The 26,251-nt window shown below is 51.9% G+C and carries 21 protein-coding genes; 13 read left to right on the plus strand and 8 right to left on the minus strand.

Translation table 11 applies throughout. From position 1 onward, the window contains the following. Positions 1–78: 78 nt before the first annotated feature. Entirely contained in the window at positions 79–3,507 is a 3,429-nt protein-coding gene (locus NNO03_RS17065; protein ID WP_271450073.1) for an autotransporter outer membrane beta-barrel domain-containing protein, read from the plus strand. Positions 3,508–3,617: 110 nt separating this feature from the next. Here the strand turns inward: NNO03_RS17065 and NNO03_RS17070 are convergent, their stop codons facing one another. After that, positions 3,618–4,889, minus strand: coding sequence for a dicarboxylate/amino acid:cation symporter (locus NNO03_RS17070; RefSeq protein ID WP_271450074.1), 1,272 nt, complete (start codon positions 4,887–4,889; stop codon positions 3,618–3,620). A 407-nt stretch (positions 4,890–5,296) separates the two neighbouring features. On the opposite strand from NNO03_RS17070, the gene tar reads away from it, so the two are divergent. The 10 genes from tar (at position 5,297) to NNO03_RS17120 (ending at position 16,849) form a co-directional block, all read left to right on the plus strand. After that, on the plus strand, positions 5,297–6,958 hold the full coding sequence (tar, locus tag NNO03_RS17075) for a methyl-accepting chemotaxis protein II (protein WP_271450075.1): 1,662 nt from the start codon (positions 5,297–5,299) through the stop codon (positions 6,956–6,958). Between the two features lie 43 nt (positions 6,959–7,001). Next, positions 7,002–8,603 carry a methyl-accepting chemotaxis protein IV gene (gene tap, locus NNO03_RS17080; protein WP_271450076.1) on the plus strand — a complete coding sequence of 534 codons (1,602 nt, stop codon included), beginning with the start codon at positions 7,002–7,004 and terminating at the stop codon, positions 8,601–8,603. A gap of 19 nt (positions 8,604–8,622) precedes the next feature. Then, positions 8,623–9,489: a protein-glutamate O-methyltransferase CheR gene (gene cheR / locus NNO03_RS17085; protein WP_271441777.1), complete on the plus strand. Its 867-nt coding sequence runs from the start codon at positions 8,623–8,625 to the stop codon at positions 9,487–9,489. Then, on the plus strand, positions 9,486–10,535 hold the full coding sequence (locus NNO03_RS17090) for a chemotaxis response regulator protein-glutamate methylesterase (protein WP_005127683.1): 1,050 nt from the start codon (positions 9,486–9,488) through the stop codon (positions 10,533–10,535). Before cheR ends, NNO03_RS17090 begins: the two co-directional genes overlap by 4 nt. Positions 10,536–10,552: 17 nt before the next feature. Further along, positions 10,553–10,942 carry a chemotaxis response regulator CheY gene (gene cheY, locus NNO03_RS17095; protein WP_005127682.1) on the plus strand — a complete coding sequence of 130 codons (390 nt, stop codon included), beginning with the start codon at positions 10,553–10,555 and terminating at the stop codon, positions 10,940–10,942. 10 nt (positions 10,943–10,952) lie between these two features. Next, positions 10,953–11,597: a protein phosphatase CheZ gene (gene cheZ, locus NNO03_RS17100; RefSeq protein ID WP_040232409.1), complete on the plus strand. Its 645-nt coding sequence runs from the start codon at positions 10,953–10,955 to the stop codon at positions 11,595–11,597. Between the two features lie 168 nt (positions 11,598–11,765). Next, positions 11,766–12,917 (plus strand): flagellar biosynthesis protein FlhB, encoded by a 1,152-nt coding sequence (gene flhB / locus NNO03_RS17105; protein WP_271450077.1) that lies wholly within the window; start codon positions 11,766–11,768, stop codon positions 12,915–12,917. Further along, complete coding sequence (gene flhA, locus NNO03_RS17110; RefSeq protein ID WP_048211356.1) at positions 12,910–14,988, plus strand: flagellar biosynthesis protein FlhA; 2,079 nt, start codon at positions 12,910–12,912, stop codon at positions 14,986–14,988. Before flhB ends, flhA begins: the two co-directional genes overlap by 8 nt. Then, positions 14,988–15,380 (plus strand): flagellar protein FlhE, encoded by a 393-nt coding sequence (flhe, locus tag NNO03_RS17115; RefSeq protein ID WP_271441779.1) that lies wholly within the window; start codon positions 14,988–14,990, stop codon positions 15,378–15,380. Before flhA ends, flhe begins: the two co-directional genes overlap by 1 nt. Before the next feature lie 329 nt (positions 15,381–15,709). After that, positions 15,710–16,849 carry a glycoside hydrolase family 105 protein gene (locus NNO03_RS17120; RefSeq protein ID WP_271441800.1) on the plus strand — a complete coding sequence of 380 codons (1,140 nt, stop codon included), beginning with the start codon at positions 15,710–15,712 and terminating at the stop codon, positions 16,847–16,849. Here the strand turns inward: NNO03_RS17120 and mrdA are convergent. Further along, positions 16,821–18,758 carry a penicillin-binding protein 2 gene (gene mrdA / locus NNO03_RS17125; protein ID WP_271450078.1) on the minus strand — a complete coding sequence of 646 codons (1,938 nt, stop codon included), beginning with the start codon at positions 18,756–18,758 and terminating at the stop codon, positions 16,821–16,823. The genes NNO03_RS17120 and mrdA overlap by 29 nt on opposite strands. A 274-nt stretch (positions 18,759–19,032) precedes the next feature. Continuing rightward, complete coding sequence (argS, locus tag NNO03_RS17130) at positions 19,033–20,766, minus strand: arginine--tRNA ligase (protein ID WP_271450079.1); 1,734 nt, start codon at positions 20,764–20,766, stop codon at positions 19,033–19,035. Positions 20,767–21,014: 248 nt separating this feature from the next. Between argS and NNO03_RS17135 the strand changes: the two genes are divergently transcribed. Further along, a complete protein-coding gene (locus NNO03_RS17135) occupies positions 21,015–21,581 on the plus strand; it encodes a VOC family protein (protein ID WP_271450080.1) in 567 nt (188 codons plus the stop codon). Positions 21,582–21,584: 3 nt separating this feature from the next. Continuing rightward, the gene (gene cutC, locus NNO03_RS17140) at positions 21,585–22,331 is read left to right on the plus strand and encodes a copper homeostasis protein CutC (protein ID WP_271450081.1); all 747 of its coding nucleotides are present in this window, start codon (positions 21,585–21,587) and stop codon (positions 22,329–22,331) included. A 165-nt stretch (positions 22,332–22,496) separates the two neighbouring features. Here cutC and cmoB read toward each other — a convergent pair whose 3' ends face one another. From cmoB to NNO03_RS17165, 5 genes are all read right to left on the minus strand, one after another. Next, positions 22,497–23,465, minus strand: a complete 969-nt coding sequence (cmoB, locus tag NNO03_RS17145) for a tRNA 5-methoxyuridine(34)/uridine 5-oxyacetic acid(34) synthase CmoB (RefSeq protein WP_271450082.1) — start codon at positions 23,463–23,465, stop codon at positions 22,497–22,499. After that, positions 23,462–24,205, minus strand: coding sequence for a carboxy-S-adenosyl-L-methionine synthase CmoA (gene cmoA / locus NNO03_RS17150; RefSeq protein ID WP_271441785.1), 744 nt, complete (start codon positions 24,203–24,205; stop codon positions 23,462–23,464). Before cmoA ends, cmoB begins: the two co-directional genes overlap by 4 nt. Before the next feature lie 40 nt (positions 24,206–24,245). Continuing rightward, complete coding sequence (locus NNO03_RS17155; RefSeq protein ID WP_003833847.1) at positions 24,246–24,641, minus strand: MAPEG family protein; 396 nt, start codon at positions 24,639–24,641, stop codon at positions 24,246–24,248. 174 nt (positions 24,642–24,815) lie between these two features. Then, entirely contained in the window at positions 24,816–25,634 is an 819-nt protein-coding gene (locus NNO03_RS17160) for a DUF72 domain-containing protein (RefSeq protein ID WP_271450083.1), read from the minus strand. After that, positions 25,631–26,197, minus strand: a complete 567-nt coding sequence (locus NNO03_RS17165; RefSeq protein WP_271450084.1) for a hydrolase — start codon at positions 26,195–26,197, stop codon at positions 25,631–25,633. The genes NNO03_RS17160 and NNO03_RS17165 overlap by 4 nt, the downstream gene beginning before the upstream one ends. Positions 26,198–26,251 lie beyond the last annotated feature (54 nt).

Raw genomic sequence — 26,251 nt, forward strand, 5'->3', positions numbered from 1 at the left:
GAAATAGTTTATATTGCTCATGAATACATAATGAAGTTGTGCCTCCTGATTTTTCTATTGGCGTAGAGGGAACTAAATATGAATGCTATATATAATATAGTCTGGAGTACGGCGCGTAATATGTTTGTGGTTGCTGGTGAGTTTTCCCGCGGTAATAATGGAATGCGTAATAGCATCAAGGTAACAGGCCTCGCAACATTAATCTGTACTGCTGCTGTCAATGCTGCAGAGTTAGGCCCACAAAACGGTGCATCGATCATTTTGAGTGATAATGATGTCGTTACGGCTAGCGGGCAAACAAATACCACGGGGGTTGAGAGCATCACTACCGGTGGTGATGGCTTGCAGATTCAAGGAAAAACAATTATCAACGTATCGGGTGAAACCCTGTCTACCGGTGTTTCACTGGATAATGGCACCCAAAATGATTTAGGTACGAATACCGAAATCCATGTTACCGATACGGATGGCACACAAAACTCAAGTAAAAATACCAGCGGGATTTTGATTTCAGGTAATAACCCGGGCACAGAAGTAACAGCATCCGGTATTAATATTGATGTTTCGGGTAAAAATAATGTTTATGGGTTTAGAAATACAGGCAAAGACAGTAACGTCGATCTTGGTAGTGGAAGTTCTATTACAGCCATAACTGAAACGGATTATAGTATTGGTGGGATAGGTGATGCCCGCGGTGTCTATTTATTAGACGGGAGTGGTACTTTCACCATGGATAATGGTTCTATCCATGCTACGAGTAAAGACAACACCGCGTGGGGGATTCAAAGTACGGGTAATGCCAACATTGATTTAGGTAAAAATAGCCAGGTGGTTGTAGAGGGCAATAATATTGCAACCGGTATTGAGATAGGTACTGATGGTGTATTGGATGCCGATCAACTCACTGTCACGGCAACAGGACTGGCAACAGATTATGGTTCTGTGACAGGTTTAAAGCTAGGTAAGAATAATCAGGTTGATTTGGGCGATAACAGCAGAGTCACCATCACTGGTACCTCCGATCTTGCCGAAGGCATCTCAGTTATGGGGCCTGATGCTACTTTCATCGCCAATAATATGGATATTAATATCAGTACGACTCTGGACTGCCGCACAGGAGGGTGTACCACGCGTGGCATCGCTATTAATGGCACCGGATCACGCATTGATTTGGGCAGCGGATCGACCATCTCAATCACCGGTTTCTATGATGGGGCTGGAGTAATGATAAACCCCGCGGCAAAAGGTTCTGAATTTATTGCTGATAACCTGACGATTGATGTGACTGGACCGCAGGTAAATGCAATATCAATGAGCACGGGTTTTATGGATTTAGGCCAAAACAGCATCATAAGCGCAGCCGGAAAGGCGACGACCCTCTGGGTGATGGGGGGCGAATTCCACGCGGATGCGCTTACCGTCAATACCGCTCAGTCTGTGGGCATCATTGCGCAGGGGGGCGATGTGATGATTGGCGCAGGCAGCGTTGTTGACGGCAGAAGTTCTGCCATGTCGGGCGCTGCGACCAGCGGTATCGCTGCGACCTCCGGAAGTACTCTTGATTTTAAAGGGGATGCCGACAATCGAAATGTTATTTACGCGATCGATGGTTATGGCGTGTCATCCCAGTTTTACGGTGCAACGGTTAATATCGCGAATACCGATATTCTCATGAGTGGGCAGAATAACCCTTACGGGCTTTGGGCGATAGGAAGTAATGATTTAAGCCGTCCGGGAATAATTAATGGTGAAAACTTGACCATTGATGTGACAGCGAGTGGGACAAATGGTTATGGGGCGGTGGTTCAGCAGGGCGGGGCAATATCGCTGACCGGTGACACCACCATTAAAACCCAGGATGGCGTCGCTATTTTTGTTCCGCTTGTTACCGACAGTGCGGGAAATCTCTTACCCGGCGGGACCGTGGCCGGTTCAGGTGTAATGGATATTACGGGCGATATCATTAGCGCGGGTGAAGGCAGTATTTCACTGGATATGGCGTCTGGTTCGCGGTTTGTGGGGGCGACGTCTGTTAACACCGATCCGACGGTAGACTCCTCGCTGAATCTCTCACTGGCTGAACAGACGCAATGGACAATTACCGGTGATTCTTCTTTAACTCAATTAAGTAATGCCGGAGATATTGTATTTGATACGCCTTCACAGAACGGACAATTCAAAACGCTGACGATTAATGGGAATTATAACGGCAGTGACGGTGATCTTTATCTGAACACGCAGTTAGGGGATGACAATTCACCGACGGATAAAGTGATTATCACTGGTGATACTTCCGGTAGTACGACGCTCTATGTCAATAACATCGGCGGGGAAGGGGCGTTAACTACAAAAGGTATTGAAGTGATTGATGTCGGCGGTCAGTCTGATGGCGTTTTTACTCAGGGTAATCAGGTGCAGACAGGTTTGTATGAATACCGATTGTATGAAGACGGTGGTGACTGGTATTTGCGTTCGCAGGCTGCCACGCCGGTAGATCCTGATGACGGCGACGATGTTTCGCCGGTAGATCCGGATGACGGCGGTGATGTTACGCCGGTAGATCCGCAGTACCGGGCAGATATTGGCGCTTATCTGGGCAACCAGTGGATGGCACGTAATCTGCAAATGCAGACCCTTTATGACCGCGAAGGGAGTCAATTACGTACCGATGATGGCAGTATGTGGATGCGCTTTAAAGCAGGTGATGCGTCGTCAACCGCTGCAGACGGTCATCTGGATATTGACAACACTTACTCGCAACTGCAAATCGGTGGTGATGTGCTTAGTTGGGATAATGGCGAGCAGAGTCTGAAGGCGGGACTGATGGTGAGCTACATTAACGCCGACACTGACAGTACAGGCAACCGTGGTGCTGATGGGAGCCGGTTCTCTGCCAGTGGTAACGTAGCCGGTTATAATCTTGGCGCTTATGCTACCTGGTTTGCGGATGCGAAGGATCACAGCGGCCTGTACGTGGACAGTTGGTATCAGTACGGGCTGTACAATAACAGCGTTGATAACGGCGATGTCGGGTCAACGGATTATGATTCAACGGCCAGCGCGGTCTCTGTGGAAACGGGCTATCGGTACGACATCATACTTGCAAACCATAATGTCGTCAGCCTGACGCCGCAGGCTCAGGCGACATGGCAGCAATTTAAAGCGGACGCTGTCGTCCAGAATGGAACGCGTATTGACGGACAAAACGGTGACAGTTGGACCACGCGCCTCGGACTGCGGGTAGATGGCAAGCTACACAAGAATACCACGTCGGTGATCCAGCCGTTTGCGGAGGTGAACTGGTTACACACCAGTGATGATGTTGCCGTTGCATTTGATGGTGCTAAGGTGAAGCAGGATCTTCCGGCAGATCGCGCCGAAGTGAAAGTGGGTATCCAGGCGAATCTGAATAGCCAGTGGAGTATCACTGGACAAGTGGTGGGTCAAAAAGGACGTAATGACTATGGCGATCTCAGCGGTAGTTTGCGCGTTCGTTACAGCTGGTAATTGATGTAAATTATCATCCTGGTGTTGTTGAAATACCCCAGTCTATGGCTGGGGCAATCTTTGTAGATGTGCTGTTCTTGTTTACTTAGCCCGCTCTTGTCTTAAAAAAGTTACGCCTTAATTTGTTCTGTGACGATTTCTGAAGACTCGCTTTCTTCCAGTAACCCTTCCTTCTGCGCCAGCATCGCTGTCGCAATTCCGTTACCCAATACGTTTATCGCCGAGCGCCCCATATCAAGGAAATGGTCGATGCCCATCAGTAACAGGATCCCTGCAACAGGAATATTAAAGCTAGGAATGGTTGCCGCCAGCACCACCAGCGCTGAACGCGGTACGCCAGCAATCCCTTTTGACGCCAGCATCAATGTCAGCATCAGCACGGTAATTTCCGCGAAGGAAAGGTGGATGTTATAAGCCTGTGCGATAAACATGGAGGCGAACGAGCAGTACACCATCGAACCGACCAGGTTGAACGAATAGCCAATCGGCAGCACGAACGACACGATGTTACGTGAGCAGCCAAATTTGGTTAATTGCTCCAGCGTTTTAGGGTAGGCCGCTTCCGAACTGCTGGTAGTGAAGGCGACCAACACCGGATCTTTGAGCATACTGACCAGGCGGAACACCTCTTTCTTCAGCACCAGATAGCCCACTGCCAACAGGACCAGGCAGGTCAGCAGAATAGCGACGTAGTAGCCGCCAATAAATGACGCGTAGTTGAGCAGAATACCCAGGCCCTGCATGGAGATAACGGAAGAGATAGCGGCGAAAATTGCCAGCGGCGCGACGTACATAACATAGCCCGTCACTTTCAACATAATGTGTGAAACCACATCCAGTGCGGCGACCAGCGGCGCGTTAAATTTCTCTCCCAACGATGCCCCACCAATACCGAAGAACATTGAGAACACGACGATTTGTAGGATCTCATTATTCGCCATCGCTTCGGCAATACTGGTAGGAATGGTATGAGACAGAAAACCTTTCAGGCTCATACCACCGACGGCGAGTCCGGTGTCAGTAGCTTCCAGTGGAATGGCCAGGTTCAGCCCGCTCCCAGGTTGTTCAAGTGAGACAACAAACAGGCCAACCAAAATAGACAGCACGGACGAGCTGATAAACCAGATCATCGCTTTGCCGCCAACGCGTCCGATGGTGGAGGTTTCTCCCAGACGCATGATTCCGACGGTCAGAGTGCTGAAGACTAACGGTGCGATGACCATTTTTATCAGCCGCAAAAAGATGTCGGTGAGCAGCGTAATATTATCAGCCCAGGCGGTAACGACGCCGGGGGAGGCATAGGTGTGGATCACCGCACCCGACAAGATCCCCGCCAGCATGAAGATCACGATAAAGAGCGTGAGTTTGTTTGCATTTGCCACTAAAAAGCCCTCAGTAAGGATTTAACATTTATTAATCAGTTACTCATTTTTTATACTTATTAAGTGGTAACGAAGTATTCATCATATAAATTGAATTAAAGCCCAGGCAGATACAACTTTTTTTAATTTTTTATCCGTTTTGTTGTGGTATTCGGCGGATGGTTATGTGATCGGTATCACAGGAAAAGGGAGGGGGGGAATACAAATAGTGGTCAAACAGGGTGGTTGAAAATGTTATTTGCATGATAATTATGATGTTTTTATGTAAATGAGTTGTGGTTTCTATTCCTCAGTTTTTCCCTTCTCCCGCCGGGCCTTGCTTTCCTGCTGGATTTCCTTTTTGCAAACGTAAAGTTATCTCAGTGAATGCCGATAATGTTGATAACTCGTTTTCAGGAAGGTGCCTTATGTTTAACCGTATCCGCGTTGTCACAATGCTGATGATGGTGCTGGGGGTTTTCGCACTGCTACAGCTTGTTTCCGGTGGTCTGTTGTTTTCTTCATTGCAGCAGAATCAGCAAAGTTTTGTTATTTCTAACGATCTACGACAGCAGCAAAGTGAACTCACCTCGACATGGGACCTGATGCTGCAAACACGCATCAATTTGAGTCGTTCCTCTGCGCGCATGATGATGGATGCGTCCAACCAGCAGAGCAGCGCGAAGAACGATCTGCTTAAGAATGCGAAAACGTCGCTGGCGCAAGCCGAAAAGCATTACGCTAATTTCAAAAAAATCACGCCGTTGCCTGATATGACGGATGCCAGCGGCAACGTCGATGAAAAATATCAGCAGTACCATGCAGCCTTGGTGGAACTCATTCAGTTCCTGGAGAGCGGCAACATGGATGCATATTTTGCACAACCAACTCAGGGCATGCAAAACGCCCTCGGTGAAGCGTTAGGTAAATATGCCGATGTTAGCGAGAAACTCTACCGCCAGGCCTTCGATCAAAGCGCAAGCGATTACCATTTTGCCCAATGGCAACTCGGCATTCTGGCTGTCGTGCTGGTACTGATTCTGGTGGTGGTGTGGTATGGCATCCGTCATGCCTTGCTGAACCCTTTGTCCCGCGTCATTGCGCATATCCGTGAAATTGCCAGCGGTAACTTAACCGCAACTCTGGCTGTAAGCGGCCGTAATGAAATTGGCGAACTGGCCAGCACGGTCGATCATATGCAGCGTTCGCTGACCGAAACAGTAACCCTGGTGCGCGAAGGTTCGGATGCGATTTATTCCGGTACCAGTGAAATTGCCAGCGGTAACACCGATCTTTCATCCCGTACCGAACAACAGGCTTCCGCGCTGGAAGAAACAGCAGCCAGCATGGAACAGTTGACGGCTACCGTGAAGCAAAATGCGGACAATGCGCGTCAGGCCTCTCAACTGGCGAAAAGTGCCTCCGATACCGCACAACATGGCGGCAAAGTGGTTGATAGCGTGGTGAATACCATGCACGAAATCGCCGATAGTTCGAAGAAAATTGCCGACATCATTAGCGTTATTGATGGCATTGCATTCCAGACAAACATTCTTGCGCTGAATGCGGCGGTAGAAGCTGCGCGTGCCGGTGAACAAGGCCGTGGTTTTGCCGTCGTTGCCGGTGAAGTGCGAAACCTGGCAAGCCGCAGTGCGCAGGCAGCAAAAGAGATTAAAGCGCTAATTGAAGATTCTGTATCGCGGGTTGATACCGGTTCTGTATTGGTAGAAAGCGCCGGGGAAACCATGCATGACATCGTTAATGCGGTCACGCGTGTGACCGACATCATGGGGGAAATCGCCTCAGCATCCGATGAACAAAGTCGAGGAATAGATCAGGTTGCGCTCGCTGTGTCTGAAATGGATCGGGTTACGCAACAGAACGCCTCACTGGTGCAGGAGTCGGCCGCTGCCGCTGCCGCACTCGAGGAGCAGGCCAGTCGCCTGACCCAGTCGGTATCGACATTCCGCCTCGCGACGCGTCCTGCATCATCAAAGACGCGGGAAACACGACTACCTGCAACATCGACTCCGGCGTCACAACCGCGCCAGCTCGCTACCGAACAAGATACGCATTGGGAAACATTTTGACTGACAGCTAAACCGCGGCCTGCGCCGCCTGATGGGAGCGTTGATGTTTAATCGTATTCGAATTTCGACCACGCTGTTTTTGATTTTAATCCTCTGTGGTGTTTTGCAGATTGGCAGTAATGGCTTGTCCTTCTGGGCATTTAGGGATGGTTTTCAGAACCTGAACCAGGTCGAACAGAGTAATCAGCAACGCGCTGCGCTGGCGCAAACCCGCGCTGTGTTATTACAGGCCAGTACTGCCCTTAATAAAGCAGGAACGCTGACGGCTTTGAGCTATCCGCCAGAGGATATCAAAGCGCTGATGGTGATTGCACAGGACAGCCTGGCCCAGTCCGAATCGATGTTTAAACGCTTTATGGCGACGACAGAGACGGCAGAAGAGGGGAAGGCGCTGCAAAGCGCAACCGCGAAAAGTTTCAGTCAATGGCATAGCGATCTGGTTCACCAGGCAACCTGGCTGGAAAATAACCAGTTGTCGGATTTTTTGACCGCGCCGGTACAGGCTTCACAGGATGCCTTTGATGCAAACTTTACGGCGTGGCAGAACAACATCAACCTGGTATTGCAAAAAGCAGAGGACCACAGCCAGCGTAGTTACCATATGTCCGGGGTGATTTTCACCACCATGCTGGTACTGGCGGCACTGTTAACGACTGCAGCGCTGTACTGGTCGCGAAAAATGATTGTACAGCCACTGGCTATCATCGGTAGCCATTTCGACAGCATTGCGGCCGGTAATTTGGCGCGACCGATAGCGGTATATGGCCGTAATGAGATTTCAGCTATTTTTGCCAGCCTGAAAGCGATGCAACAGGCACTGCGTGAGACGGTCAGTGAGGTACGCCAGGGGAGCTCGGCAATGCATACCGGGATCTCGGAAATCGCGATGGGTAATAACGATCTGTCCTCGCGAACTGAACAGCAGGCGGCATCGCTGGCGCAAACGGCAGCCAGTATGGAACAGCTTACCGCCACCGTGGGGCAAAATGCGGATAACGCGCGACAAGCTTCAGGCATTGCCAAAAGTGCGGCCGATACAGCGCATAAAGGAGGGGAACAGACGGCTAAGGTTGCCAGCACTATGCATGAGATTTCTGCCAGCTCGCAGAAGATAGGTGACATCACCAGTGTGATTGACAGCATTGCCTTCCAGACCAACATCCTGGCGTTAAACGCCGCGGTAGAAGCTGCCCGTGCCGGTGAACAGGGGCGCGGTTTCGCCGTGGTCGCCGGAGAGGTCCGCAATCTGGCAAGCCGTAGCGCGCAGGCCGCGAAAGAAATTAAAGGGCTGATCGAAGAGTCCGTCACCCGCGTTCATCAGGGATCGCAACTGGTGGATATGGCGGCGCGCACGATGACAGAGATTGTTAGCTCGGTTACCCGGGTTAACGACATCATGGGGGAGATTGCCTCGGCCTCCGATGAACAACGCAGAGGCATTGAGCAGGTGGCGCAAGCCGTCAGCCAGATGGATTCTGTCACACAGCAGAACGCCGGGCTGGTGGAAGAAGCGGCAGCCGCCACTGAGCAGTTAGCTACCCAGGCAGATAATCTTTCCGCCTGTGTCGCATTTTTTAAGCTTGAAGAGCAAACCGTAACACAACAAGAATTGGCGCAACCGCAGGTTGTGCCCGTTGTATCCTGAATGTGATTGAGAAGGCGCTATGACATCATCTCTGCCCTCCGGGCAAACGTCATTATTGTTACAGATGACACAGCGCCTCGCGCTGTCTGACGCGCATTTTCGTCGGATATGTCAATTAATCTACCAGCGCGCGGGGATCGTGCTGGCTGACCACAAGCGGGACATGGTCTATAACCGCCTGGTTCGCCGGTTGCGTACCCTGGGACTGGATGATTTTGGTCGCTATCTCAGCATGCTGGAAGCCAACCAGAACAGTGCTGAGTGGCAGGCTTTTATTAACTCCCTGACCACCAACCTGACCGCTTTTTTTCGCGAAGGGCATCACTTTCCGGTGCTGTCTGACCACGCCCGTCGACGCAGCGGTGAATATCGCGTCTGGAGCGCGGCAGCGTCTACCGGAGAAGAACCTTACAGTATTGCAATTACGTTGGCCGATACCCTGGGTATGGCACCGGGTCGCTGGCGTGTTTTTGCGAGCGACATTGATACTGAGGTGTTGGAAAAGGCAAGAAGCGGTATTTACCGCCTTGATGAGCTAAAAACGTTGTCGCCACAGCAGCTGCAACGCTATTTCATGCGCGGTACCGGACCTCATGAAGGGCTGGTACGTGTACGGCAAGAACTGGCAAGCCATGTTGAATTTTCCAGCGTGAACTTACTGGACAAAAAATACAATGTGCCAGGCCCGTTCGACGCCATATTCTGTCGTAACGTCATGATCTATTTTGACAAAACGACTCAGCAGGACATTTTGCACCGTTTTGTTCCACTCCTTAAACCTGACGGACTGCTGTTTGCCGGTCATTCAGAAAACTTTAGCAACCTCGTGCGCGAGTTTAGCCTGCGCGGGCAGACGGTGTATGCGCTAGGTAAGGATAAAGCATGAGTAAAATCAGGGTATTGTCGGTTGATGATTCTGCATTGATGCGTCAAATCATGACCGAGATTATTAACAGCCACAGCGATATGGAGATGGTTGCGACAGCGCCTGATCCTTTGGTTGCGCGGGATCTCATCAAAAAATTTAATCCCGACGTTCTGACGCTGGATGTTGAAATGCCGCGCATGGACGGCCTCGATTTTCTTGAAAAACTGATGCGTCTGCGTCCGATGCCCGTGGTGATGGTCTCTTCACTGACTGGCAAAGGTTCTGAGGTCACGCTGCGGGCCCTGGAACTGGGGGCGATTGACTTTGTTACCAAACCTCAACTGGGGATCCGCGAAGGAATGCTGGCGTATAGCGAGATGATTGCGGAGAAAATCCGCACTGCATCGCGCGCAAAACTGGCCGCCCACAAACCCACGGCAGCGCCAGCGACCTTGAAGGCGGGGCCGTTACTCAGTTCGGAAAAACTGCTGGTCATCGGCGCATCAACCGGAGGAACAGAGGCAATTCGTCATGTACTCCAGCCATTGCCGCTTTCAAGTCCCGGTATTCTTATTACCCAGCATATGCCGCCAGGATTTACCCGTTCGTTCGCCGAACGTCTGAACAAACTGTGTCAGATAACCGTGAAAGAGGCAGAAGACGGAGAGCGCGTGCTCCCAGGGCATGCGTATATCGCCCCTGGCGACAAGCATATGGAACTGGCGCGTAGCGGGGCGAACTACCAGATCAAAATTCATGATGGTCCGCCGGTTAACCGGCATCGGCCTTCAGTGGATGTGCTGTTTCATTCGGTGGCGAAACATGCGGGGCGCAATGCCGTCGGGGTGATCCTGACCGGTATGGGCAACGATGGGGCCGCCGGAATGTTAGCGATGAACCAGGCTGGTGCCTGGACCATTGCGCAAAACGAAGCAAGTTGTGTGGTGTTCGGCATGCCGCGCGAGGCCATCAATATGGGTGGCGTAAGCGAAGTGGTCGATCTTAGCCAGGTAAGCCAGCAAATGCTGGCGAAAATCAGTGCCGGACAGGCAATACGTATTTGAATCAGGAGTTTATTTTTATGGCGGATAAAGAGCTTAGGTTTTTGGTTGTGGATGACTTTTCCACCATGCGTCGCATTGTGCGTAACCTGCTGAAGGAACTGGGGTTCAACAACGTTGAAGAAGCTGAAGATGGTGTTGACGCGTTGAACAAACTGCAGGCAGGGGGATTCGGGTTTGTTATTTCCGACTGGAACATGCCTAACATGGACGGTCTTGAACTGCTGAAAACCATTCGTGCTGATGGCAGCATGTCTGCTCTGCCAGTGCTGATGGTGACGGCAGAAGCGAAGAAAGAAAACATTATCGCGGCAGCACAAGCGGGTGCCAGTGGTTATGTTGTAAAACCGTTCACCGCGGCGACGCTGGAAGAAAAACTCAATAAGATCTTTGAGAAACTGGGCATGTGAGGATGTGATGATGATGCAACCACAAATTAAACCTGTTGACGAACACTCAGCAGGGGACATCATTGCGCGCATCGGTAGTTTAACCCGAATGCTGCGCGACAGCCTGCGTGAACTGGGGCTGGATCAGGCCATTGCCGAAGCGGCGGAAGCCATTCCCGACGCGCGCGATCGCCTGGACTATGTTGTACAAATGACTGCACAGGCGGCAGAGCGCGCACTGAACAGCGTAGAAGCTTCACAGCCACACCAGGATGCCATGGAAAAAGGGGCAAAAGACCTGACCAAACGCTGGGATGAATGGTTCGAAAATCCGATTGAACTGTCCGATGCCCGTGAACTGGTCACTGATACCCGCCAGTTTCTTGGTGATGTCCCCGGTCATACCAGCTTTACCAATGCCCAATTGCTGGACATCATGATGGCGCAGGATTTCCAGGATCTTACCGGTCAGGTTATCAAGCGCATGATGGATGTTATCCAGGAGATTGAACGTCAACTGCTGATGGTGCTGCTGGAAAACATTCCGGAGCAGGGCGCCCGACCAAAACGCGAGAACGAAAGTTTGCTGAATGGTCCGCAGGTTGACACTTCAAAAGCCGGCGTAGTGGCAAGCCAGGATCAGGTTGACGACCTGCTGGATAGCCTCGGTTTCTGATGTGTATTTGCCGGATGCGGGAGGAAACTTCTCATCCGGCTTACATGTTATTCATCGGCAATTGGCGTTAAAGCCATAAATCCCGTCTTTTTTACCGCTTACTCTCCCCATTGTTGTATGGCTGTTCTGGCATCATTCTCGCCTATATCTCTATCCAGGGTCTGATGCGTGGCAGAAGAAAGCGACGACGACAAAACAGAAGCCCCCACACCCCACCGACTTGAAAAAGCACGGGAAGAAGGGCAGATACCCCGATCCAAGGAGCTAACCTCACTGCTTATTTTGCTGGTGGGCGTGTGCATTATCTGGATTGGTGGGGAGTCGCTCGCCCGTAGGTTGGCAGGCATGCTGTCAACTGGATTACGCTTTGACCATAGTATGGTCAATGACCCTAACCTGATCCTGAGCCAAATCATTCTGTTGATTAAAGACGCCATGATTGCGTTGTTGCCGCTGATTACCGGGGTTGTGCTGGTGGCATTGATCTCCCCGGTGATGCTTGGCGGCTTGATCTTCAGTGGTAAATCGCTGCAACCCAAATTCTCAAAGCTGAATCCGTTACCGGGTATTAAGCGTATGTTCTCGGCGCAAACCGGGGCGGAGCTGCTTAAAGCCATATTGAAATCCACATTGGTGGGTAGCGTGGCGGGATTCTATCTCTGGCATAACTGGCCAGAGATGATGCGCCTGATGGCCGAATCCCCGATTAGGGCGATGGGTAATGCGCTGGATTTAGTCGGTATGTGCGCATTGCTGGTGGTGCTTGGCGTCATTCCGATGGTGGGGTTTGACGTCTTTTTCCAGATTTATAGCCACGTAAAAAAACTGCGGATGTCGCGTCAGGATATCCGTGACGAATTTAAACAAAGCGAAGGTGATCCGCACGTTAAGGGCAAAATTCGCCAGATGCAGCGTGCGGCCGCACAGCGCCGCATGATGGCAGATGTGCCGAAGGCGGATGTTATTGTGACCAACCCTACGCACTATTCGGTTGCCTTGCAGTACGACGAAAACAAAATGAGCGCGCCAAAAGTTGTGGCTAAAGGGGCCGGACTGGTGGCATTGCGTATTCGAGAGATTGGCGCGGAGCACCGTGTCCCAACGTTAGAAGCTCCGCCTCTGGCTCGTGCGTTATATCGCCATGCTGAGATCGGTCAGCAAATACCTGGCCAATTGTATGCCGCCGTTGCCGAAGTGTTGGCATGGGTATGGCAGCTAAAACGCTGGCGTCTGGCTGGCGGCACGCCGCCACCACAACCTGGAAACCTTCCGGTGCCTGAAGCACTGGATTTTATGAACGAGAAGAATACTGATGGCTAATCTGGTCGCGATGCTGCGTCTGCCCGGCAACCTGAAATCCACGCAATGGCAAATTCTTGCCGGGCCGATCCTCATTCTGCTGATCCTGTCGATGATGGTGCTGCCGCTTCCGGCCTTCATCCTCGATTTACTGTTCACCTTTAACATTGCACTGTCGATCATGGTGCTGTTGGTGGCGATGTTCACCCAGCGCACGCTTGAATTCGCCGCATTCCCAACGATTCTGCTGTTCACCACCTTGTTGCGCCTGGCACTGAACGTCGCGTCTACGCGTATCATATTGATGGAAGGACATACAGGTGCAGCGGCGGCAGGTAAGGTGGTGGAAGCCTTTGGTCACTTCCTGGTCGGCGGTAACTTTGCCATCGGTATCGTGGTCTTCGTCATTCTCGTCATCATTAACTTTATGGTTATCACCAAAGGTGCGGGACGTATCGCTGAAGTGGGTGCGCGTTTCGTGCTGGACGGGATGCCGGGTAAGCAGATGGCGATTGACGCCGATCTGAATGCGGGATTGATTGGGGAAGATGAAGCCAAAAAACGCCGTTCTGAAGTGACACAGGAAGCCGATTTTTACGGCTCCATGGACGGTGCGAGTAAATTTGTTCGTGGGGATGCCATCGCCGGTATTCTGATTATGGTCATCAACGTGGTTGGCGGCTTGCTGGTTGGGGTGTTGCAGCACGGTATGAGCATGGGCAGCGCGGCAGAAAGCTATACCCTGCTGACCATTGGTGACGGGCTGGTAGCACAGATCCCTGCGCTGGTTATCTCAACGGCGGCGGGGGTTATCGTAACCCGCGTGAGTACCGATCAGGACGTGGGTGAACAGATGGTCACCCAGTTGTTCAGCAACCCAAGCGTCATGCTGCTTAGTGCGGCGGTCCTCGGTTTATTGGGGTTGGTACCGGGAATGCCAAACCTGGTGTTTCTGATGTTTACCGCGGCCTTACTGGGGCTTGCCTGGTGGATGCGCGGACGCGAGCAAAAAGCACCAGAAGAAGCTCAGCCGGTGAAAATGCCGGAAAACAACTCGGTGGTAGAAGCTACGTGGAGTGATGTACAGCTGGAAGACACGCTGGGAATGGAGGTTGGGTATCGCCTGATTCCGATGGTGGACTTCCAACAGGACGGCGAATTGCTGGGGCGTATTCGCAGCATTCGTAAGAAATTTGCCCAGGATATGGGGTTCCTGCCGCCAGTGGTACACATTCGCGACAATATGGATCTGCAACCTGCCCGCTATCGTATTCTGATGAAAGGGGTTGAGATTGGTAGTGGTGATGCTTACCCTGGGCGCTGGTTGGCTATCAACCCTGGTACCGCAGCCGGATCGCTGCCAGGGGAGAAAACGGTTGATCCTGCTTTTGGTCTGGATGCTATCTGGATTGAAAGCGCGCTAAAAGAGCAGGCGCAAATTCAGGGCTTCACCGTTGTTGAAGCCAGTACAGTGGTTGCCACACACCTGAACCATCTGATTGGCCAGTTTGCCGCAGAGCTGTTTGGTCGCCAGGAGGCGCAACAGCTGTTGGATCGTGTTTCACAAGAGATGCCAAAACTGACAGAAGATCTGGTGCCGGGTGTGGTCACACTGACCACACTGCACAAAGTGCTGCAGAACCTGTTGGATGAAAAAGTCCCTATTCGTGATATGCGCACCATTCTTGAAACGTTGGCGGAACATGCCCCGTTACAGAATGATCCGCATGAACTTACCGCAGTGGTTCGTGTGGCGCTTGGACGGGCGATTACTCAACAGTGGTTCCCGGGTAACGAGGAAGTTCAGGTTATCGGACTCGATACACCGCTTGAGCGCCTGCTGTTACAAGCGTTACAGGGCGGTGGGGGCCTTGAACCTGGTCTGGCAGACCGGTTGCTGGCGCAGACGCAGGAAGCACTGTCTCGTCAGGAAATGTTGGGTGCGCCGCCAGTATTGCTGGTGAATCATGCGCTGCGACCTCTCCTTGCGCGTTTTTTACGGCGCAGTATTCCGCAGTTGGTGGTGTTGTCGAATATGGAGCTTTCCGATAACCGTCATATCCGTATGACCGCGACCATTGGAGGTAAATAATGGGTAAATTTCTTTGGCTGTTGTTTTTCCCGCTGGCTGTACAGGCTGCCGGGGAAGGGACATGGCAGGCAAGCGGTATGGGGATTACCTTAAATTATCGTGGGGAGTCGGCTTCATCTTCGCCTTTGGTTCCCAGCCAGCCCGTTTCAGGCCTGATGACGCTGGTCGCCTGGCGCTATGAATTAAATGGGCCTACGCCTGCGGGATTACGTGTGCGCTTATGCTCTCAGTCCCGTTGTGTCGAACTGGATGGGCAAAGCGGGACCACTAATGGCTTTAATAGTGTCCCTGCGATTGAACCCATGCACTTCGTCTGGGAAGTGCCTGGTGGCGGTCGCCTGATCCCTGCCTTGCAGGTTCAGAGCAATCAGGTGATTGTGAACTACCGTTAATTCCCTTCATTACGTCGGCCAGCAGGCGAAACTGCTGGCCACCTCGCAGTTCTGATCGACCATCCCGATTAAAAAGAAACGCTGTTTTATAAAATTAGTGACCTGTGTTGTCGGACTCTTTGTGCTATTGCCATTTCGCAAAAATCCCTGGCAGAAACAAAAAGGTTTCCCCTGCGGTTAGCTTTTACTGTGGCCCGGTAATGATGCCCAATGTTTACACATCACTTTAGGGTAACAACACACAGGGTTACCTGAATCGTAATAAACCTGCCGCGCCGAAACTGGAACAGGGCGCAGCATTGAATTCGACACTGACAGAGGTTAAGGAAATGATTGTTTACCCGGTTAAACACAGTCCATTGTTGCGTCAACCAGAACATTTTATATCCAGGGATGAATTAAAAACGCTCATTAAAAAGGTGACGCATAACCTGGTCAATATTCATGATGAAACGGGCGAGTTCTTGCTGCGACTGGATGACGGACGTGTTATTGATACCAAAGGCTGGGCCGGATGGGAGTGGACTCACGGCGTCGGCCTGTACGGAATGTATCAGTATTATCAGCAAACCGGTGATGAGATGATGCGCGACATTATCGATAGCTGGTTTGCCGAACGCTTTGCGGAAGGGGCGACGACCAAAAACGTCAACACGATGGCCCCGTTTTTAACACTGGCATATCGCTATGAAGAAACGCGTAATCCGGCGTATCTGCCCTGGCTTGACGCATGGGCAGAGTGGGCCATGCATCAGATGCCCCGTACTGAGTTTGGCGGTATGCAACACATCACGCTGGCAGAAGAAAACCATCAACAGATGTGGGATGACACACTGATGATGACGGTGCTGCCGCTGGCGAAAATTGGCAGGTTGCTCAATCGTCCTGAGTATATCGAAGAGGCCACGTATCAGTTTCTGCTGCATGTACAAAATCTGATGGATAAGGAAACGGGGCTGTGGTTCCACGGCTGGAGCTATGTGGGGCGGCATAACTTCGCGAACGCCCGTTGGGCGCGAGGTAATAGTTGGCTTACGATTGTGATCCCGGACTTCCTTGAACTTATCGATTTGCCGCCAAACAGCGCCATTCACCGTTATCTGGTGCAGGTTCTCAATGCGCAAATTGCAGCCCTGGCGGAATGTCAGGATGAGAGCGGATTGTGGCACACCTTACTGGATGATCCTCAGTCATATCTGGAAGCATCTGCAACGGCTGGATTCGCTTACGGTATTCTCAAAGCGGTGCGTAAACGCTATGTCGGTCAGGAATATGCGGGGGTGGCGGAGAAAGCTATCAGAGGTATTGTGCAACACATTTCCCCGGAAGGGGAGTTGCTACAAACCTCGTTTGGCACCGGCATGGGGCACAATCTCGATTTCTACCACAACATCCCACTCACCTCTATGCCTTACGGACAGGCCATGGCCATGCTGTGCCTCACCGAATACTTGCGTAAGTACTATTAATTGTGTCGTCCGCTGATGCCGTGTTGACTGGGTCAGGTTGTTCTGCGGCATCGGGTTGACCGGTGTTGTCCTGCGGCGCAAACAGATGATCCATGATTTGGCGCATGACCGGCGCGGCGGTAACCCCGTCGCTGCCGCCGTTTTCCAGAATCAATGCGATGGCGACTTTTGGATTCTTATACGGCGCAAATGCGGTATAGAACACGTGGTCGCGCAGTCGTATGGGGATCATCTTCGCATTGTAAGTCTGGTTTTCTTTCAGGCTAAAGACTTGTGATGTTCCGCTTTTGGCCGCGATGCCATAAGGTGCCGTATGGAAAAACTTATAACCAGTACCGTTTGGGGCATTCGCCATGCCGAACATGGCCTGGCGTACCAGACTCCAGTACGGTGATGAGGCTGAGGCTATTTGCGCGGGTGCCTCCGGTGCCTGATAGGGTGTGATTGTTTTGCCGCTTTCTTCATCCTGTAGCAGGTGAGGGGCAATAACTTTCCCGTTGTTAATCAGTGCGACCATCGCTTTTACCATCTGAATTGGCGTGGCAATCCAGTAGCCCTGGCCGATACCGACCGAAATGGTGTCTCCCTGGTACCAGGCTTTTTTATGCACCCGTTGTTTCCAGTCGCGGCTTGGCAGCAGACCGTTGTACTCTTCATCAAGATCGATACCGGTAGGTTTGCCGTAGCCAAACTGGCTAAGCATGCTGTTAATACGGTCGATCCCCATCATGTACGCCACCTGATAGAAGAACGTATCCGCTGATTCTTCAATCGCTTTGGTCACATCCAGCATGCCGTGTCCTGTTTTTTTCCAGTCGCGGTAATGCCGTTCGGTGCCGGGGAGTGTCCATGTCGGGGCGCCAAAGAAGCTGGTTTGTGGTGTGATCACGCCGTTTAATAAGGCTGACATCGCCATGTACGGTTTTACCGTTGAGGCGGGAGGATATAACCCTTGGGTGACACGGTTAATTAATGGCAGGTCTTTATCCTGCAACAGCGTGTTGTAATCCTGGTAGCTGATGCCTTTTACAAACGGGTTTGGATCGTAGCTGGGGTTTGAGACCATTGCCAGCACGGAACCATCATGGGGATCTTCCACCAGCACCGCGGCGCGTTGTCCCACCAGCAGGCTTTCAATGTATTCCTGTAAGTGTAAATCCAGCGTCAGATGGATATCTTTTCCGGCGACAGGGGGGACGTCTTTAATCAAACGTACAATACGCCCGTGATTATCAACTTCCACTTCCTGATAACCCGTTTTGCCGTGCAGGTCATTCTCGTAGTAGTGCTCAATGCCCTGCTTACCGATGTTGTGGTCGGCGGCGTAGTTCTCTGCCAGCCCTTTTTTATCCAGTGCTTTCAGATCGCTATCGTTGATTTTTGATACGTAGCCAAGTACATGTGCCAGCTCCGCCCCATAAGGATACTGGCGATCTTCGTAGCTATTGATGGTCACGCCGCTGAAATGGAACTGGTTCACAGAGAAACGGGCAATTTCTACATCGGTCAGCGCATTTTTAAGTACTACCGGGCGATAGCGACTGCTGGCCTTCAGTTCATGGCGAAACTGGTCAATATCATCTGGCGTGAGGTCAACAATCGGCGTGAGTTGCTTCAGCAGGGCGTCCATATCGCTGATTTTATATGGCGTAACAGAAATGTCGTACCAGGTGACATTTCGTACCAGCGGGATACCGTTACGATCATAAATGATACCGCGTGTTGGGGCGACGGGCAGCATTTTGATGTCGTTTGCATCCGAACGGGTGGTGTAATACTGGTGTTGACGGATTTGTAAGTTATAGAGGTTATAAATCAGGATGCCAAAACAGATGACGACCAGGCCAAAGGCCACCATTACACGCCGCTGGAAAAGTTTTTCTTCCGCCTCAAAATCTCTGAATGTCATTGACCCGTACCCGATTAATTCGCCGCCTCATGATACGGAGGCGTAAACGGGATGACAGGCAAAAAATGTACCATCCCTCAACGGAAATGTGTCATTCCTTGTGAGTTGTTACAAATTGATGCTATCAGTAGGCCGGATAAGGCGTTTACGCCGCCATCCGGCAAGGTATGGCTGACCGCCTGATGATGCTTTACTTATCACGCCTGTGAGGGCCGGTAAGATCATAATAAAAAAGCCCGCGACATAGCGCGGGCTTTCACATCACTCGAGGTGATTACATGCGTTCTACGGTTTCGATACCCAGCGTATCCAGACCCAGTTTCAGCGTTTTCGCCGTCAGTTGTGCCAGTTTCAGACGGCTGTTACGAATTTCTTCATTTTCAGCGCTGAGGATCGGGCAGTGTTCGTAGAAGCCAGAGAACAGGCCGGCAACGTCGTACAAATAAGCGCACATTACGTGCGGCGTACCTTCACGTGCGACAACGGTCAGTGTCTCTTCGAACTGCAGCAGGCGGGCGGCCAACTGAGCTTCGCGATCTTCACTGATAATAACCTGTGCGCTGGCCAGCGCGTTTTCGTCGATATCCGCTTTACGGAACACGGAAAGTACGCGCGTGTAGGCATACTGCATATACGGTGCTGTATTGCCTTCGAAGGCCAGCATGTTGTCCCAGTCGAAGATATAGTCGGTGGTACGGTTTTTCGACAGATCCGCATATTTCACCGCACCGATACCGACGGCATTCGCCAGTTTTTCCAGCTCATCAGCGGGCATATCCGGGTTCTTCTCGGCCACCAGACGACGCGCACGTTCCAGCGCTTCATCCAGCAGGTCGGCCAGTTTTACAGTACCGCCAGCGCGAGTTTTGAACGGCTTACCGTCTTTACCCAGCATCATGCCGAACATATGGTGTTCCAGCGGTACGGAGTCCGGCACATAACCGGCTTTACGCACGATAGTCCATGCCTGCATTAAATGCTGATGCTGACGGGAGTCAATGTAATAGAGGACGCGGTCGGCATGCAGCGTTTCGTAACGATACTTCGCACAGGCGATATCGGTCGTGGTGTAGAGATAGCCGCCATCTTTCTTCTGAATGATGACGCCCATTGGTTCACCTTCCTTGTTTTTATACTCATCAAGGAATACAACGGTAGCGCCTTCGCTCTCAACGGCCAGACCTTTGGCTTTCAGATCAGCAACAATGCCCGGTAGCATCGGGTTGTACAGGCTTTCGCCCATCACGTCGTCACGGGTCAGGGTGACGTTCAGACGGTCATAGGTTAACTGGTTCTGCGACATAGTGATGTCGACGAGCTTGCGCCACATCTCGCGGAAATATTCATCCCCGCCCTGCAGTTTCACTACATAGCTACGAGCACGCTCGGCGAAGGCTTCATCTTCGTCGTAGTGTTTTTTCGCATCGCGGTAGAAACCTTCCAGGTCTGCCAGCGCCATTTCTCCGGCATTTTCCTGCTGCTGTTTTTCCAGCCATGCGATCAGCATGCCGAACTGAGTGCCCCAGTCGCCGACGTGGTTGGCGCGGATCACCTTATGGCCGAGAAACTCCAGCGTACGCACCGCGGCGTCACCGATGATGGTGGAACGCAGGTGGCCAACGTGCATCTCTTTCGCCACGTTAGGTGCGGAGTAGTCAACAACAACAGTTTGTTTTGCCGGTTGAGTGACGCCCAGACGATCGGAGGTCAGCGCCTGCTGAACATGCTGCGCGAGGAATGCCGGATCGAGAAAAATGTTGATAAAGCCAGGGCCTGCAATTTCAACTTTGCTGGCAATCCCGCTGAGATCCAGATGAGTCAGCACCTGCTCTGCCAGTTGTCGCGGCGCCATACCCAGTTTTTTAGCAACTGCCATCATGCCGTTGGCCTGATAGTCGCCGAACTGTACTTTTGCTGACTGACGAACCTGCGGTTCGCAATCTGCAGGTGCACCTGCAGCAATCATGGCCTGACTAACTTTTTCTGAGAGAAGAGCCTGAATATTCACCGGAATACCTTACATTTATGAAGCGGGATAAAATTCACCGCACCAGTTTAAGAATTTAGGGCGGGAGTATACTGCAAATGCCCGTTGCCGTCAGCACTCGTCGGCATTGCGAGTACCGCCGACTGCCTGAAACGCAAACACGGTAACCCGGTGGGATTCATCATCCCATGCCCGACAAAATCAGCAGTTGGATGGGGCTGCGCAACAGAGTAAATTAGCGGCTTTGAACATGGATATGGGCTTTTACTATGGCGAACTGGCAAACAGTTGAAGAACTGCATGATATTTCCGCAGATTTACCGCATTTCATTCAGGCATTAACGGAACTTTCCACCCGCCTGGGCCTGGATATTTCATCGCTGGACGCCGATCATATCTCTTTGCGCTGTCATCAAAATACCACCGCAGAACGCTGGCGTCGGGGGTTTGAACAGTGTGGTACGCTGCTATCGGAAAATATCATTAATGGCAGACCGATTTGCCTGTTCAAACTGGATGAGCCGGTTTGTGTCGCGCACTGGCAGTTTTCGGTGGTTGAGTTGCCATGGCCGGGTGAAAAACGTTACCCGCATGAGGGGTGGGAGCATATCGAAATCGTTCTGCCCGGTGCGCCAGAAACACTGAACGCGCGTGCGCTGGCGCTGCTTTCTGATGAAGGATTGAGTCAGCCGGGGATTTTCGTGAAAACCAGCTCGCCAAAAGGAGAGCGTGAGCGTTTACCGAATCCGACACTGGCGGTGAGTGATGGCAGCGTCACCCTCAAATTTCATCCGTGGTCAATTGAAGCGATTGTCGCAAGCGAGCAACAGGAGTGAGTGATGGCATTACTGGAAATCTGCTGTTACAGCATGGAGTGCGCACGCACCGCGCAGCTTCAGGGTGCTGACCGTATTGAACTGTGCTCGGCGCCCAAAGAAGGAGGATTAACGCCGTCGCTGGGGGTGTTGCGCTCAGTACGCCAGCATGTCTCTATTCCTGTTAATCCCATTATCCGCCCGCGTGGGGGTGATTTTTGTTACACCGACGGTGAATTTGCCGCGATGCTTGATGATATCGCGATGGTCAGAGATTTAGGTTTTTCAGGGCTGGTGACCGGCGTTCTCGATGTGGACGGAAATGTCGATATGCCACGCATGGAAAAAATAATGGTTGCTGCGGGCCCGCTAAATGTGACGTTTCATCGGGCCTTCGATATGTGCGCCAACCCATTAAATGCGCTGAATAAATTGTCCGATTTGGGTGTCGCCAGAGTGCTGACTTCCGGGCAAAAATCAGATGCAGCGCAAGGTTTAACAAAAATAATGGAACTTATTGCGCAGGTGGATGCTCCAATCATTATGGCCGGAGCGGGGGTTCGCGCCGCGAATTTATCCCTGTTCCTCAACGCTGGAGTGCAGGAAGTCCACAGTTCTGCCGGAGTATGGCTGGCTTCACCCATGCGGTATCGCAATTCGGGGTTGTCGATGTCTTCGGATACGCAGGCGGATGAATATTCCCGCTATGCGGTAGACGGGGCGGCGGTTGCTGAAATGAAGGCAATCATTGCGCACCACCAGGCCAGCTGATTTTTACCGTTGCATCATGTCGCCCAATATGATGCTTGCTCGTACCAGGCCCCTGCCAATTCAACAGGGGCCTTTTTTTCTCCTTCTTATGCCTGATGGCGACGATGCCTTATCAGGCCTACGATATTTGTAGGCCCGGTAAGCGTAGCGCCACCGGGCAATCCATCATGGCTTACGTGCAATTAACACGGCACGTAATGGTGCAGGGTAACCTTCCAGTGTTTTACTGCTGTCATTCGGGTCGAGGAAATCGGCCAGTGACTCGGTTATCATCCATTTGGTGCGACGCTGCTCTTCTGTGGTAGTGACACAGACGTCGGCGATACGGACATCCACAAACCCACATTTTTCCAGCCAGTTTTTCAGCGCCAGCGCGGATGGAATAAAGTAGACGTTACGCATTTGCGCGTAGCGGTCACCTGGTACCAGAACGGTATTCTCATCACCTTCGACCACCAGTGTTTCCAGCACCAGCTCTCCGTCTTTTACCAGTTGATCTTTCAACTGCCAGAGATGTTCCAGCGGTGAGCGACGGTGATAAAGCACGCCCATAGAGAATACGGTATCAAACGCGTTCAGTGCCGGAAGCTGTTCGATACCCAGCGGCAGCAGGTGAGCGCGCTGATCGTTACCCAGCAATTTACGTACTGCTTCAAACTGACACAGGAACAACTGCGTAGGATCGATACCGACAGCCAGATGAGCACCCGCGCCAATCATGCGCCACATGTGATAGCCACTACCGCAGCCCACGTCGAGAATGGTTCGCCCGGTCAGATCGGATAAATGCGGCAGAACGCGATCCCACTTCCAGTCGGAACGCCATTCGGTATCAATATTGACGCCGTACAGCGAATATGGGCCTTTGCGCCACGGCATGAGATGTCGCATCAGCGTATCAATCCGTTTGATCTGCCCTTCGCTGAGCGGCTCTTCGCTTTCGGCAGTCACGCTATGCAGTAAATCCAGTCGATGCGGCGTCAGTTCCGGCAGAAACTCCACGGCATTCGACCACTGCTTAAACAACCCATGTTGATCGCGCTGCCAGGCGGCGATTTGCGCCGGGAGCGTTTCCAGCCAATGGGAAAGATGGTTTTTGGCAATCAGCTGATAAAAGTTACCAAAGTCTGTCATGCAGGAACCTCAGATTTCAACGCTACCAGTGACCCAAAGTTGAAGCACTGGAACCACAGTTCGCTGTGCTCAAAACCTGCCTGATGCAGACGTGCTTTGTGCGTTTCAACGGAGTCAGTTAGCATCACATTTTCCAGCATGCTGCGCTTCTGGCTGATTTCCAGCTCGCTGTAGCCATTGGCGCGTTTGAAGTCGTGGTGCATATTGAACAGCAGTTCGCCAACTTTGGCATCTTCGAAGCTGAACTTCTCTGACAGCACCAGCGCACCGCCGGGGTTCAACCCCTGATAAATCTTATCCAACAATGCCTGGCGCTCAGGTGGTTCAAGGAATTGCAGGGTAAAATTCAGCACCACCATCGAGGCATTTTCGATAGTGATGTTGCGAATATCGCCTTCGACCACGTCAACAGGCGTGGGGGCTTTATAGGCATCGATATGACGACGACAGCGTTCAACCATCGCCGGCGAGTTATCAACGGCGATAATTTTGCAATTCTCATGATGGATATTGCGACGCACCGAGAGCGTCGCTGCGCCCAAAGAGCAGCCCAGATCGTAGACCTGCGTGTTGGGTTGCACGAAACGTTCGGCCAGCATGCCAATCATGGAGATGATATTGGAATAGCCGGGAACGGAACGCTGGATCATATCCGGGAAGACTTCAGCTACCCGTTCATCAAAGGTCCAGTCACCCAGACTGGCGATAGGCGCAGAAAAAAGCGTGTCGCGGTGAGACATAACGTAAAAATCCGGGAAAAATAAAGTGGCGTATTGTGCGCTAATGCAGGGAGAAAACCAACTCCCAGGGCATATACCAAAGATTCGCCAGCACCATTAGCAACAGTGAACACCAGGTGGCGCTCATGCCGGAACGACGCCAGCGGAAAAGACGGTGATGGAATCCGTAATAATGCATCAGTCGTCCGGCTATCAACATCAGCCCGCAAATATGCACCATCCACGTTTCAGCGCCGTTCATTTCCATAAAAAGCAGCAGCACTAATGCAACGGGAATATATTCCACTGCATTGCCGTGAATGCGGATAGCGCTTTGCAGCTCACTAAAGCCACCATCACCATAGGCAACGCGATATTGCATGCGCAGGCGAACGACGTCAAAGGAGAACTTTATTAACAATAACGCACCCAGGACGGCATATAGCGCGCTTACCATACAAACTCCCTTTCCTCGTCATACTTCAAGTTGCATGCGCGGTGGCTGTACTCGCTCCCCCCAGTCACTTACTTATGTAAGCTCCAGGGGATTCTCTCCCTTGCCATCTTCCTGCAACTCGAATTATTTAGAGTACGGTTGGGTTGATGGCATTGACTATGATAGGTGGCATTTTCAGAAAAGAGAAGATTGCTGTGGAATCGAGGGTGCTGATCCGATCTCTGGCAGGGCACTACGTAAATCTGCCCATAGCGTGTCTACAAGCTGTGGAGCCTGTGCGATATCCGGCGTATGCAAAAACAGATATGGCGTGGAGGTCTGTTGCCAGAGTGACAACTTTGCCAGCCAGGCGGCAAAGAACTGCCGATTCTGTGCCATGTTATCACTACCGATAAAACGGACCATCGGGTGGTTTGCCGTGACTACCGCATGGACCGGGACCTTCGGTTTCTTACGTTGAGCATCGCGTATCGCTTCCGTGTGTGGGATCGCGGCATGGACCGGACGACTGTCTAAAATGACCCGATTAACCCCGCGTTCATGCAACCCCCGATTGAGCTGAATCTCTGATTCACCCTTCGCAAAGAAATCCGGATGACGAACTTCGACACCGTAGGTAAACGTTTTAGGGAGGGCATCGAGGAATTGCCACAGGGCAGGGAGGTCACGTGGGCCGAACGTGGCAGGTAGCTGCAACCAGTATTGTCCGATACGGGTATCCAGCGGTGACATACGCGTAAAAAATGCCTGCACTAAATCATCGCAATTCCGCAGTGCAGCCTGATGTGAGATGGTGGCCGGGAATTTGAAACAGAAGCGAAAATCGTCGCTGGTTTGTGCAAACCAGCGGTCAACAATCTCGGCTTTCGGCAAGGCGTACAGCGTGGTATTACCCTCCACGCAGTTAAAGTGGTGGGCATACTCTTCAAGGCTGGTGATCCCCAGACGCATCCATTTCGGGTGTGACCACTGGGGTAAGCCGATATAGATCATAACGCTTGTAGGATCTCGTCAACGCGACGTACACGGGCAATGCGTGGGAAAATATGCGTCATGCTGCCCTGATGCTGGTCGGCGCTGGCGGCACTGCAGGCGTCTTCGGCAACGATCAGGCTAAAACCCAGCTCCCAGGCGTTACGCGCAGTGGATTCGACGCCGATATTGGTGGAGATCCCGCAAAGGACGATGGTGTCGATACCACGACGGCGCAGCTGTAGTTCCAGGTCAGTACCGTAGAATGCTCCCCACTGGCGCTTGGTAACCTCCAGGTCTGTTGCACATTTTCCCAGCGCTTGCGGGTATTCCCACCAGTTGTCGGGTAATGCTTTGGCTGGCGCGGGGGCATCAACCGGTTGTTTTAGCGCTTCGGCATAATCCGCAGACCAGCCGACACGAACCATCACCACCGGTGAACCGTGGGTACGGAATTTTTCCGCCAGTTGTGCTGCGCGAGCGACGACGTCGTTTGCCGAATGAGGCCCACCCGCGAAAGGCAAGATCCCTTCCTGTAGATCGATGACGACAAGTGCGGTTGTTTTTGCGTTCAGTTCCAGCATGGTGACTCCAGTAAAAAAGATTTCCGTTACACCTTAATCGCGAATCTGTGTGAA

This window comes from Citrobacter sp. Igbk 16 (assembly GCF_028069755.1).
Classification (GTDB): domain Bacteria; phylum Pseudomonadota; class Gammaproteobacteria; order Enterobacterales; family Enterobacteriaceae; genus Citrobacter.